The following is an 11,760-nucleotide window of genomic DNA, read 5'->3' on the forward strand; positions in this document are numbered from 1 at the left end:
GCACTATCATGGCGGGTTGCCCAGAACGCGCCCGCCCCGTGAACGCCCCGCTCCACACCACCGCCTCCGACACCCCCCTCAGCCCAGCCGATGAGGGCACCTACCTGCGCAGAGCCTTGGCACAAACGCACATCAGCGTGCGCGGCGCGCGCACCCACAACCTCAAGAACGTGGACCTGGACATCCCACGCAACCAGCTGGTGGTCATCACCGGGCTGTCGGGTTCGGGCAAGTCCAGCCTGGCCTTCGACACGCTGTATGCCGAGGGCCAGCGGCGTTATGTGGAAAGCCTCTCAGCCTACGCGCGCCAGTTTTTGCAGCTGATGGACAAACCCGACGTGGACCTGATCGAAGGCCTCTCGCCGGCCATCAGCATCGAGCAGAAAGCCACCAGCCACAACCCGCGCTCCACCGTGGGCACGGTGACCGAAATCCACGACTACCTGCGCTTGCTGTTTGCCCGCGCCGGCACGCCACACTGCCCCACCCACGATCTGCCGCTGCAGGCCCAGACCGTAAGCCAGATGGTGGACGCCGCCCTGGCCCTGCCCGAGGACACCAAGCTCATGGTGCTGGCCCCCATCGCCCGCGAACGCAAGGGCGAGTTCACCGAAGTTTTTGCCGACCTGCAGGCCCAGGGTTATGTGCGCTTCCGGCTCAATGGCGAAACGGTGTCGTTTGAAGACCTGCCCGCGCTCAAGAAGACCGAAAAACACGACATCGACGTGGTGATCGACCGCCTCAAGGTGCGGCCCGACATGCAGCAACGCCTGGCCGAAAGTTTTGAGGCCGCGCTGCGCCTGGCCGACGGCAAGGCCATTGCGATAGAAATGGACACGGGCAAAGAGCACCTGTTCAGCGCCCGGTTTTCGTGCCCGCTGTGCAGCTACGCGCTGGGCGAGTTGGAGCCGCGCCTGTTTTCCTTCAACTCGCCCCAAGGCGCCTGCCCGGCCTGCGACGGCCTGGGCCACACCGAGGTGTTTGACGCCGAGCGGGTGGTGGCCTTCCCCACGCTGAGCCTGGCCAGCGGCGCCATCAAGGGCTGGGACCGGCGCAACGCCTACTACTTCGCGATGATCGAAAGCCTGGGCATGCACTACGGCTTCGACCCCGACACCCCCTTCGAGCAGTTGCCCGCGGCGGTGCGCCAGGCGGTGCTGTACGGCTCGGGCGAAGAAGCCATCAAGTTCAGCTACATGATGGAATCCGGCCAGTCGGCAGGCAAGAAGGTCAGCAAAAAGCACCCCTTCGAAGGCATTGTGCGCAACTTCGAGCGCCGCTGGCGCGAGACCGATTCCAGCGCGGTGCGCGAGGAACTGGGCCGCTACCGCAGCACCCAGCATTGCCCCGAATGCGACGGCACCCGGCTGCGGCGCGAGGCGCGCCATGTGTTTGTGGGCGAGGGCGAGCAACGCCGCCCCATTTACGCCATCGGCCGCGTGACGCTGGGCGAGGCTCTGGCCTACTTCAACACCCTGCGCTTGAGCGGCAGCAAGGCCGACATCGCCGACAAGGTGGTGCGCGAAATTGGCCTGCGGCTGAAGTTCTTGAATGACGTCGGTTTGAACTACCTGAGCCTGGAGCGCAGCGCCGAAACGCTGTCGGGCGGCGAGGCCCAGCGCATTCGCCTGGCCAGCCAGATCGGCAGCGGCCTGACCGGCGTGATGTACGTGCTGGACGAACCCAGCATCGGCCTGCACCAGCGCGACAACGACCGCCTCATCGGCACGCTGCAACACCTGCGCGACATCGGCAACAGCGTGCTGGTGGTGGAACACGACGAGGACATGATCCGCGCCGCCGACCACGTGATCGACATGGGGCCGGGTGCCGGCGTACACGGCGGCCGGGTGATGGCCGAGGGCAGCTTTGCCCAGGTGATGGCTGCGCCGGAATCGCTGACCGGCCAGTACCTGTCGGGCGCGCGTTGTATTGCGGTGCCTGCCTCGCGCCATGCCGCCAAGGACGATTGGCTGACCGTGGTCAACGCCACGGGCCACAGCCTCAAGGGCGTGACGGCACGTTTCCCGGTCGGTCTGTTCACCTGCGTCACCGGCGTGTCCGGCTCGGGCAAGTCCACCCTGGTCAACGACACCCTGCACAAGGCCGTGGCGCGCCACCTGTACCGCGCACACGACGAACCGGCGCCTCACGACGAGATCGACGGCCTGCAGCATTTCGACAAGGTCATCAACGTCGACCAAAGCCCCATTGGCCGCACGCCGCGCAGCAACCCGGCCACTTACACCGGCCTGTTCACCGGCATTCGCGAGCTGATGGCCGAGGTGCCGACCGCACGCGAGCGCGGTTACGGCCCAGGCCGCTTCAGCTTCAACGTCTCGGGTGGGCGCTGCGAGGCTTGCCAGGGCGATGGCGTGGTCAAGGTGGAGATGCACTTCCTGCCCGACGTGTACGTGCCCTGCGAGGTCTGCCACGGCCAGCGCTACAACCGCGAGACGCTGGAAGTGCTCTACAAGGGCAAGAACATCGCGCATATCCTGGACCTGACGGTGGAGCAGGCCTTCGCCTTCTTCAGCGCCGTGCCCACGCTGGCGCGCAAGCTGCAGACCCTGCTGGACGTGGGCCTGAGCTACATACGCCTGGGGCAAAGCGCCACCACCTTGTCGGGCGGCGAGGCCCAGCGCGTGAAGCTGGCGCAGGAGCTGAGCAAACGCGACACCGGCCGCACGCTCTACATCCTGGACGAACCCACCACCGGCCTGCACTTCGCCGACATCGAGCTGCTGCTCAAGGTGCTGCACCAGTTGCGCGATGCGGGCAACACCATCGTCGTCATCGAGCACAACCTGGACGTCATCAAGACCGCCGACTGGCTGATCGACATGGGGCCGGAAGGCGGCGACGGCGGCGGCACGGTGGTGGGCTTTGGCACGCCCGAAGAACTGGCCAGCAACCCGGCCAGCCACACCGGGCGTTACCTCAAACGGCTGCTCACCTGATCAGCGCGTCAGGTCTTCGACGGCATCGATGACCATGCTGGTGCCGACAGCGATCAGCAGGATGTCGGCGGCCACGCGCACGTACTTGTGCCCCGCCGGCGGCAGGCCGATGCGCACCGAAATCTCGTTGGGCACGGGGTAGTACACCACGTCGCGCGGCAGCGGTTGGCCCACACGCCACTTCTTGGCCTGGCCCGGCGGCAGGCAGCCGTTGCCCTTCTTGGCCAAGCCCGGCGGGCACTTGCCAGCGCGGAACTGCGGCGCGTAGTAGTCGTGCAAGGCCTGCCGCTGGGGGGAGCCGAAATAGGCGCCGATCTGGACACCGCCGACATTGCCGACATTGCCGCTGATGGCCACCGACGATCCTGAGCCCTGCCGCACCACGGGCGCTCGCTCGTGGTCACGCTCGCGGGGGCGCTCCCGATCGCCGCGTTCGTTCTGGTGTTTGTCGGGTTTGCCGTGGCCTTTGCCATTGCCCTGCCCGGCCCAGTCGGGTTTTTCGGCCAGCACCGGGCCAGCCAAACACATCGCGGACACACAAGCCAGCGTCACAGACAGGATCGATTTCATGGTTTTCTCCAAAACACCGCGTCATCGTAACGGGGCCGTTTGATGCCCGCGTGAAGCGCTGTAAGCGAATGCAAGGCGCTCAGCAGCAGCGGTAGGCCACGCCCAGGTTGGCGCCCCAGGTGCTGGCGCGCGACACCAGCGGGCTGCGCCGGGCATCACCCACCAGGCTGGACAGCCCCACACCGCCAAACACCACCCAGCGTGCGCTCAAGGGGTGGCTCACGTCCAGGCCCAGTCGCCACTGGTGCAGGCCGCCACTGGGCTCGTAGGGGGCACGGCCTGCAGCCATGGCTGCGGCCGGCGTGATGCCGTAGAAGGTCTGCAGGTGCTCGTCGTTGCCCGCCACGGCCGACAAAGATGCCTCCCACAGCGTGCCCGACTCGGTCGGGTGGCGGTATTTGATGGACGGCGTGAGCGTGCCAGCGCGGTCGCGGTTGCGCAGGTCGTGCGAGGCGGCCAGCGCGACCGACCAGTGGTCGCTGAGGGCGTAGCGCGCCGTCACCCGGCCTCGCAGGGTGCGCTGCACCTCGGGCAGGCCGGCCAGGTAGGCGTCGTCACCCGAACGCCGGCCGCCATCGATCTGCAGCGATGCGCTGAGGCGGAAGCGGCTTTGATCGACCAGCACCGTGCTGACGCCGGGGTCGATGCCATCGCGCCCCAGCCGCCACAGGGCACTGGCGCGGGTGGTGGTGATGCGCCAGTTGCGCCACTGCACCGACCACAAAGGCCGCAAGCTGGCACCCCGCCCGGGCTCGCCCACGTGGTTGCCCGAGGTGCTGAGCATGCTGCCCAGCAGGTAGTCGCCCGCCCCCGGGTCTCCCGGCTCGGCGCCCTCGGTCGATTCAAGGCGCACCGCACCGGCCTGTCCGGCCCACAGCAACAGGCAAGGCAGCAGAACCAAGGCGGCGCGCGGTGTTTTCATATCAATTCGACTTGGCGACCAGCTCGAAATGTTCCACCGTCGGCGGGCCGGCAAAGAAGGGGCCGACGATGGCACGCCATTGGGTAAAGGCCTCGGACTGGCGGAAATCCACCGTGTGGTTCTCCAGCGTGGTCCAGTAAATCATCAGCACGTAACGCTCGGGCGACTCCAGGCTGTGGTTGACCTTGAAACCCTGGAAACCCTTGGCCTGGGCAATCACCGTGGCCACACCGCGCTGGATGGCTTCTTCGAAAGCGGCCTGCTGGCCAGGCTGGATGCGGATGTCGGCGAGTTCAAGAATCATGGGATGCCCGTCTTCAGAGTGATGTGGTGATCCTATGGTAACGGGCACACCACGTGCATGGGTGTTGTCACCTCGCTCCCGCACAATACGTCCATGTCCCACGCTCCCACCATCCGTCCCGCCTTTGTGGCGCCCGTGTCCTACACCGACCCAGCGGCCGCACTCGCCCAGGTGCAGCACCTGTACGACCAGGCCATCGCCCACCTGCGCAGCTCGCTGGCCGCCTTTGTGGCCGGCACCTGGCCCGACGGCCAGCGCGTGCGCGCCTGCTACCCCTTTGTGCGCCTGCAGACGCACACCGCGCTGCGCCAGGACGGCGCCGACAAACACCTGTCCTACGGCTTTGTCAGCGGCGCGGGCGATTTTGAAACCACGCTGACCCGCCCGGACCTGTTTGCACACTACTACCTCGAACAGTTCCGTCTGCTGCTGCAAAACCACGGCGGTGAACTGCAGGTGGGCGTGGGCAACCAACCCATCCCGGTGCACTTTTCGTTTGCCGAACACGACCACGTGGAGGGCGAGATGACGGCGCAGCGCCGCGCGCTCATGCGCGAGGTCTTCGACCTGCCCGACCTGACCGTGATGGACGACGGCATCGCCAACGGCACCCACCAGACGCCGCCCGGCCAGCCCGAGCCGCTGTCGCTGTTCACCGCGCCGCGCGTGGACTACTCGCTGCAACGCCTGCGCCACTACAGCGGCACCGCGCCCGAGCACTTCCAGAACTTCGTGTTGTTCACCAACTACCAGTTCTACATCGACGAATTCATCAAGCTCGGCCACGCCGAGATGGCCAAGCCCGACAGCGACTACATCGCCTTCGTCGAACCGGGCAACGTGGTCACCCGCCGCGTGGGCCTGCCCACCGAGCCGGTTGACGCGCTCGGCAAAGCCCCTCCGCGCCTGCCCCAGATGCCCGGCTACCACCTGATCCGCCGCGACCACTCCGGCATCACCATGGTCAACATCGGCGTGGGCCCCAGCAACGCCAAAACCATCACCGACCACATCGCCGTGTTGCGCCCCCACGCCTGGCTGATGCTGGGCCACTGCGCCGGCCTGCGCAACAGCCAGCAGCTGGGCGACTATGTGCTGGCCCACGCCTACGTGCGCGAGGACCACGTGCTCGATGAAGAACTGCCGCTCTGGGTGCCCATCCCCGCGCTGGCCGAGATCCAGGTGGCGCTGGAAAGCGCGGTGGCCGACGTCACCGGCCTGCAAAGCGCCGACCTCAAGCGCATCATGCGCACCGGCACCGTGGCCAGCACCGACAACCGCAACTGGGAGTTGCTGCCCGACAACACGCCACAGCGGCGCTTCAGCCAAAGCCGCGCCGTGGCGCTGGACATGGAAAGCGCCACCATCGCCGCCAACGGCTTCCGCTTCCGCGTGCCCTACGGCACCTTGCTGTGTGTGAGCGACAAACCCCTGCACGGCGAAATCAAGCTGCCCGGCATGGCCAACCACTTCTACCGTGAGCGGGTGGATCAACACCTGCGCATCGGCATACGCGCGGTGGAACGCTTGCGCGCCGGTGGCGTGGACGCCCTGCACAGCCGCAAGCTGCGCAGCTTTGCGGAGGTGGCGTTCCAGTAAGCCGCGCCCCATGGCTCAGATCAACGTCTTCACCGTCCTCGTCCTCACCGCGTTCAACCTGTTCACGGTGTCGCTGGCGCTGCCTTTGCTGATGGGGCGGCAGGTGAGCCGCGCCGGGCGCCTGGCGCAATGGAGTCTGCTGAGCCAGATGGCGGGTTGGGTGTGCATCATCGCCTCGGGTTTTTGGGTCGGGCATTGGCTGGACTGGGCGCTGTCCACCGCCACCATGGTGTTCGCCTCGCTGGCCCCCTGGCTGTTGTTTGGCGCGCTGGAGCAATGGCTGGGCCCGCGCCCCGGCAAACACCTGCTGCTGGCGCTGGTGCTGTTGATGCCGCTGGGCTACGCCCTGCTATTCCCGCACTACAGCCCCCGCGTGGGCTGGGCCAACTTCCTGCTGGCGGCGCAGTTGCTGGTGGTGGCCCGGGCCGCGCTGTGGCCGGTGCGCCCCGCCCGCCGCCACTGGCGCTGGCTGCTGGCCGGCTGCCACGCACTCATCGCGGGGTTCACCTTCGCTCGCGGTGTGATGGGCGCGTTCTTTCCCGAGCTGTACCCCAGCTTCGAGGCACCCCACCCGGTCAACCTGGGCGCTCAGGTGGCAGCCAACGTGGTGCTGGTGCTGATCACCGTGGCCATCCTGGTGGCCTGGCGCGACGAAGCCGAAGCGCAGTTGCGCACCCTTGCCCGCACCGATGGCCTGACGGGTGTGCTCAACCACCGCGCCTGGCACGAGCAGGCCGCCGCCGCCTTGGCCCATGCGCGCCGCCACGGCCAGCCGCTCACCGTCATGCTGGTCGATCTCGACCACTTCAAAAAAATCAACGACCGCCACGGTCACGACGTGGGCGACCGGGCGTTGAGGTTGTTTGCGCAGGCGATGCGCGAAGAGGTGCGCGAAAGCGACCTGGCTGGCCGCCTGGGTGGCGAGGAGTTTGCCGTGCTGCTGCGCGACACGCCGCTCAACGCCGTCCACACCCTGGACCAGCGGCTGCGCAACCGCGTTCTGCCCGAGGCCTTGCCCTCTCTGGGTTTTGGCCTGCCCTTCTCGGCCGGCGCCACCGAGTTGCAGGCCGGCGATGGGGAGATCGACACCTTGCTGAACCGGGCCGATCAGGCCATGTACACGGCCAAGGCAAACGGCCGGGCACAGCTGGTGCTGGGCTGAGCGGCAGCGTGTGTCAGGCCAAGCGTGGCTTGACCTTGCCGGCCGCCAGCTTGGCGTTGGCGCGTGCGGTGTCGGTGTCGGCGGCACGGGCCAGGGCCACGCCCATGCGGCGTTTGACGAAGCTCTCGGGCTTGCCGAACAGGCGCAGGTCGGTGCCGGGCACGCGCAGCGCCTCGTCCACACCGTCGAAGGCGATGCCGGTGGCGTCCACGCCGCCGTAGATCACCGCGCTGGCGCCCGGGTTGCGCAAAGACGTGTCGACCGGCAGGCCCAGGATGGCGCGGGCATGCAACTCGAACTCGCTCTGGTGCTGGGTGCACAGGGTCACCAGGCCGGTGTCGTGGGGGCGCGGGCTCACTTCGCTGAACCATACCTGGTCGCCTTTGACGAACAACTCCACGCCAAACAGGCCCTGGCCGCCGAGGTTGTCGGTCACGGCCTTGGCGATCTGGCGCGACTTGTCGATAGCGGCGGTTGACATGGCCATGGGCTGCCAGCTTTCCACATAGTCACCACTCACTTGCACGTGACCGATGGGCTCGCAGAACTGGGTGTCGATCTGGCCGTCGGCACCCACCGCGCGCACGGTGAGTTGCGTGATTTCGTAGTCGAAGTCGATGAAACCTTCCACGATCACGCGGCCGTGGCTCACGCGGCCGCCGGCCATGGCGTAGTCCCAAGCTTTTTTCACGTCTGCCGGGCCGTCGATCTTGCTCTGCCCCTTGCCGCTGGAACTCATCACCGGCTTGACGATGCAGGGGTAGCCGATGCCCCCATCGATCGCGGCCTGCAGCTCCTGCAAGGAGTCGCAGAACTTGTAGGGGCTGGTGGGCAGGCCCAGGGTTTCGGCGGCCAAGACACGGATGCCCTCGCGGTCCATGGTCAGGCGGGCGGCGCGGGCGGTGGGGATCACGCGCACGGTGCCGGCGGCCTCCAATTCTTCGAGCATGGGCGTGGCGATGGCTTCAATCTCAGGCACCACCAGGTGCGGGCGCTCGGCCTCGATCAGGGCCTTGAGCTGGGCCGGGTCGCTCATGGTGATGGTGCGGGCAACGTGGGCCACCTGCTGACCGGGTGCGTTCTCGTAGCGGTCCACCGCGATGGTTTCCACGCCCAGGCGCTGCAGGGCGATCAGGACCTCTTTGCCCAGCTCGCCCGAGCCGAGCAACATGACCTTGGTGGCCGAAGGGGACAGGGGGGTGCCGAGAGTGGTCATGGGAATGCTCTGGTGAAGGATCAAGAAAGGGTGTGTGCCATGGCTTCACCCAGGCGCACGGGACGGGCGGCCGCCCAATCGGGGGCAAAAGCTACGGTGCCACGCGGGAACAGCAGCACCACGGTGGAGCCGAGCAGGAAGCGGCCCATTTCGTCGCCGCGTTTCAGTTCCACGGGCACGTCGTCGTAACGCCATTCGCGCACGGTGCCCGGGCGCGGCGGGTTGACGACGCCATGCCACACGGTGGCCATGCTGCCCACGATGGTGGCGCCCACCAGCACCAGCACCATGGGGCCGTGGGGCGTGTCGAATTCGCACACCACACGCTCGTTGCGGGCAAACAGGCCGGGCACACCACGCGCCGTGGCCGGGTTGACCGAGAACAGCTCGCCCGGCACGTGGACCATGCGGCGCAAGCGGCCATCGCAGGGCATGTGGATGCGGTGGTAGTCGCGCGGGCTGAGGTAGATGGTCGCGAAATGCCCGCCTTCGTAGCGAGCGGCCATCTCGGCGTCGCCGCCCACCAGGGCGCGTGTGGTGTAGTGGTGGCCCTTGGCCTGGAAGATGCGGTCGCCGTCGATGGCACCGAGCTGGCTGATGGCGCCGTCCACCGGGCACACCCACGGCGTTTCGGCCAGCGGTCGGGCGCCGGGCTTCAACGCACGGGTGAAGAACGCGTTGAAGCTGGGGTAGGCCGTGATATCGGGCTGCGCCGCTTCAAGCATGTTGACCTGGTACTTGCGCACAAAGCGCCGGATGATGGCGTGGGTGAGGCCACCCCAGCGCCCACCGGCCACCCAGCCGGCAAACCGCGTGAGCGCGCCCTTGGGCAACAGGTATTGGGGCCACACGGCCAGGCGGTCGGACAAAGGGAACTCCTTGTGGGGGCAACCGGCGATTTTAGTGAGTGCCACAATGCCACTCATGAGCCCGCTTTTGCATATTCAGCACTTGACCAAACGCTACGGCGACAACACCGTGGTCAAAGACCTGTCTTTCGACATCGCGCCCGGCGAATGCCTGGGCGTGATCGGCCCCAACGGCGCCGGCAAGACCACCACCATCCGCATGGCCCTGGGCCAGACCGTGCCTGACGAAGGTTCGGTGCAGGTGATGGGCCTGGACATGCCACAGGACGCCCGCGCCATCAAGGCGCGCCTGGGCGTGGTCAGCCAGTTCGACACGCTGGACCCGGACTTCAGCTGCGCCGAGAACATCCTCGTTTATGGCCGCTACTTCGGCATGCGCGATGCGGCCATCCGCGAGCGCATACCGAAGCTGCTGGAGTTCGCCGCCCTCACCCACAAGGCCAACGCCAAGCCCGGTGAATTGTCGGGTGGCATGAAGCGGCGCCTGTCGCTGGCGCGTGCTTTGGTCAACGACCCCGAGTTGCTGCTGCTCGACGAGCCCACCACGGGTCTGGACCCCCAAGCCCGCCACCTGATGTGGGAGCGCCTGCAAATGCTGTTGCAGCAGGGCAAAAGCATTTTGTTGACCACCCACTTCATGGACGAGGCCGAGCGCCTGTGCAGCCGCCTGCTGGTGATCGACCACGGCCGCAAAATCGCCGAGGGTCGCCCGCGCGAGCTGATCGCCCAGCACCTGGAGCCCGACGTGGTGGAGGTGTACGGCGTGGGCGCGCTCTCACTGCATGCCGCGCCTGAACACGCGGCGCTGCGCGCGCTGGCCGCGCGGGTGGAAGTGAGCGGCGAGACGGTGTTTTTCTACACCGCCGACGCCAAACAACTGATCAACGCATTGAACGAGCTGCCCGGCCTGCGCACGCTGCACCGTCCGGCCAACCTCGAAGACCTGTTTCTCAAACTCACTGGACGCCAGATCCGCGAAGAAGGCTGACCATGCACAACACCCCTTCTTTCTGGCGCCCACCCGCCCTGTCCTTGCGTTGGTGGCCCGTTTTCCTGCGCAACCTGCTGGTCTGGCGCAAGCTGGCCATCCCCAGCCTGGTGGGCAACATCGCCGAACCGCTGATGTGGCTGGTGGCCTTTGGCTACGGCATGGGTGCGCTGGTCGGGCAAGTCAACCACGGCGGGCAGCAGGTGCCCTACATCCTGTTCCTGGCCAGCGGCAGCATCTGCATGAGCGCCATGAACGCCGCCACCTTCGAGGCGCTGTACTCCGCCTTCTCGCGCATGCACGTGCAAAAAACCTGGGACGGCATCATGAACGCGCCGGTGGACCTGGACGACGTGCTGCTGGCCGAGATGTTGTGGGCCGCGTTCAAGGCGCTGTTCACCGTCACGGCCATCCTGGGTGTGATGCTGGGCCTGGGCATCAGCCACAGCCCCAAACTGTTGCTGGCCTGGCCCATCCTGCTGTGCACGGGCATCACCTTCAGCTGTATCGCGCTCATCTTCAACGCGCTGGCCAAGGGCTACGATTTCTTCACCTACTACTTCACGCTGTTTCTCACGCCCATGATGTTTCTGAGCGGCGTGTTTTTTCCGCGCGAGCAACTGCCCGACTGGGTGCGCGTGTTTTCCGACGTGCTGCCGCTGACCCATGCGGTGGCGCTGGTGCGCCCGCTGTTCATGGACCGTTGGCCCGAGCAGGCCGGCTGGCACCTGTTGGTACTGCTGGCCTACACGGTGATCGGCTTCTGGGTCGCGCTGGCCCTCACTCGCAAACGCTTCGCGCGTTGATCAGCCCCGCTCCACCACAAAGCTGACCACGGTGGCGCAGGAGCCGCCGATGTTCAAGGTCTGCAGCCGCCGCGCGCCCTCGATCTGCATCGCCTCGGCCTGACCCGTCACCTGCCGTGCCGCGTCCCACACCATGCGCGTGCCCGTCGCACCCACCGGGTGCCCGCAGCCGATCAGCCCGCCGCTCATGTTGATGGGGCACTTGCCCCCGGGCTCAATGGTTCCGTCTTCCACCGCCCGCCAGCTTTGCCCCGGCGCCGTCAGCCCCAGGTGGTCGATGGCCACGTACTCGGTGGTGGTGAAACAGTCGTGTGTCTCGATGCCGTCCATGGCTTGCACGCCTTCAACGCCGGCACGTTTCCAC

The 11,760-nt window shown here is 66.9% G+C and carries 11 protein-coding genes; 5 read left to right on the forward strand and 6 right to left on the reverse strand.

Annotated elements, in window-relative coordinates; translation table 11 throughout:
• Window positions 1-8 precede the first annotated feature (8 nt).
• Window positions 9-2,960 (forward strand): excinuclease ABC subunit UvrA, encoded by a 2,952-nt coding sequence (uvrA, locus tag ACFQPB_RS21500; protein WP_382227855.1) that lies wholly within the window; start codon window positions 9-11, stop codon window positions 2,958-2,960.
• On the opposite strand, the gene ACFQPB_RS21505 is transcribed toward uvrA, so the two are convergent.
• From ACFQPB_RS21505 to ACFQPB_RS21515, 3 genes are all read right to left on the reverse strand, one after another.
• On the reverse strand, window positions 2,961-3,530 hold the full coding sequence (locus tag ACFQPB_RS21505) for a hypothetical protein (protein ID WP_382227858.1): 570 nt from the start codon (window positions 3,528-3,530) through the stop codon (window positions 2,961-2,963). It abuts the gene before it with no gap.
• Window positions 3,531-3,609: 79 nt separating this feature from the next.
• Complete coding sequence (locus ACFQPB_RS21510) at window positions 3,610-4,452, reverse strand: MipA/OmpV family protein (RefSeq protein ID WP_382227861.1); 843 nt, start codon at window positions 4,450-4,452, stop codon at window positions 3,610-3,612.
• Window position 4,453: 1 nt separating this feature from the next.
• The gene (locus ACFQPB_RS21515; RefSeq protein WP_382227864.1) at window positions 4,454-4,756 is read right to left on the reverse strand and encodes an antibiotic biosynthesis monooxygenase family protein; all 303 of its coding nucleotides are present in this window, start codon (window positions 4,754-4,756) and stop codon (window positions 4,454-4,456) included.
• A gap of 93 nt (window positions 4,757-4,849) precedes the next feature.
• Here ACFQPB_RS21515 and ACFQPB_RS21520 point away from each other — a divergent pair, with 93 nt between their 5' ends.
• Together ACFQPB_RS21520 and ACFQPB_RS21525 are read left to right on the forward strand one after the other, a co-directional pair.
• Window positions 4,850-6,355, forward strand: coding sequence for an AMP nucleosidase (locus ACFQPB_RS21520; RefSeq protein ID WP_382227866.1), 1,506 nt, complete (start codon window positions 4,850-4,852; stop codon window positions 6,353-6,355).
• Window positions 6,356-6,365: 10 nt separating this feature from the next.
• Window positions 6,366-7,517 (forward strand): GGDEF domain-containing protein, encoded by a 1,152-nt coding sequence (locus tag ACFQPB_RS21525; protein ID WP_382199672.1) that lies wholly within the window; start codon window positions 6,366-6,368, stop codon window positions 7,515-7,517.
• Window positions 7,518-7,530: 13 nt separating this feature from the next.
• On the opposite strand, the gene purT is transcribed toward ACFQPB_RS21525, so the two are convergent.
• Together purT and asd are read right to left on the reverse strand one after the other, a co-directional pair.
• Window positions 7,531-8,733, reverse strand: coding sequence for a formate-dependent phosphoribosylglycinamide formyltransferase (gene purT, locus ACFQPB_RS21530; RefSeq protein ID WP_382227869.1), 1,203 nt, complete (start codon window positions 8,731-8,733; stop codon window positions 7,531-7,533).
• 20 nt (window positions 8,734-8,753) lie between these two features.
• On the reverse strand, window positions 8,754-9,602 hold the full coding sequence (gene asd / locus ACFQPB_RS21535) for an archaetidylserine decarboxylase (RefSeq protein WP_382227872.1): 849 nt from the start codon (window positions 9,600-9,602) through the stop codon (window positions 8,754-8,756).
• Between the two features lie 55 nt (window positions 9,603-9,657).
• Between asd and ACFQPB_RS21540 the strand changes: the two genes are divergently transcribed.
• Entirely contained in the window at window positions 9,658-10,590 is a 933-nt protein-coding gene (locus tag ACFQPB_RS21540) for an ATP-binding cassette domain-containing protein (protein WP_382227875.1), read from the forward strand.
• 2 nt (window positions 10,591-10,592) lie between these two features.
• Window positions 10,593-11,396 carry an ABC transporter permease gene (locus ACFQPB_RS21545; protein WP_382227877.1) on the forward strand — a complete coding sequence of 268 codons (804 nt, stop codon included), beginning with the start codon at window positions 10,593-10,595 and terminating at the stop codon, window positions 11,394-11,396.
• On the opposite strand, the gene ACFQPB_RS21550 is transcribed toward ACFQPB_RS21545, so the two are convergent.
• Window positions 11,397-11,760 (reverse strand): thiolase C-terminal domain-containing protein (locus tag ACFQPB_RS21550; RefSeq protein WP_417453980.1); only part of this gene is annotated, 364 nt, incomplete at its 5' end.

The organism is Hydrogenophaga atypica, from assembly GCF_042665215.1.
Taxonomy (GTDB): Bacteria; Pseudomonadota; Gammaproteobacteria; order Burkholderiales; family Burkholderiaceae_C; genus Hydrogenophaga; species Hydrogenophaga defluvii_A.

Bases quoted from the DNA above. Each gene is read 5' to 3' on its own strand.
- uvrA (WP_382227855.1), top strand. From the start codon at position 9: ATGGCGGGTTGCCCAGAACGCGCCCGCCCCGTGAACGCCCCGCTCCAC.
- ACFQPB_RS21505 (WP_382227858.1), bottom strand. From the start codon at position 3,530: ATGAAATCGATCCTGTCTGTGACGCTGGCTTGTGTGTCCGCGATGTGT.
- ACFQPB_RS21510 (WP_382227861.1), bottom strand. From the start codon at position 4,452: ATGAAAACACCGCGCGCCGCCTTGGTTCTGCTGCCTTGCCTGTTGCTG.
- ACFQPB_RS21515 (WP_382227864.1), bottom strand. From the start codon at position 4,756: ATGATTCTTGAACTCGCCGACATCCGCATCCAGCCTGGCCAGCAGGCC.
- ACFQPB_RS21520 (WP_382227866.1), top strand. From the start codon at position 4,850: ATGTCCCACGCTCCCACCATCCGTCCCGCCTTTGTGGCGCCCGTGTCC.
- ACFQPB_RS21525 (WP_382199672.1), top strand. From the start codon at position 6,366: ATGGCTCAGATCAACGTCTTCACCGTCCTCGTCCTCACCGCGTTCAAC.
- purT (WP_382227869.1), bottom strand. From the start codon at position 8,733: ATGACCACTCTCGGCACCCCCCTGTCCCCTTCGGCCACCAAGGTCATG.
- ACFQPB_RS21540 (WP_382227875.1), top strand. From the start codon at position 9,658: ATGAGCCCGCTTTTGCATATTCAGCACTTGACCAAACGCTACGGCGAC.
- ACFQPB_RS21545 (WP_382227877.1), top strand. From the start codon at position 10,593: ATGCACAACACCCCTTCTTTCTGGCGCCCACCCGCCCTGTCCTTGCGT.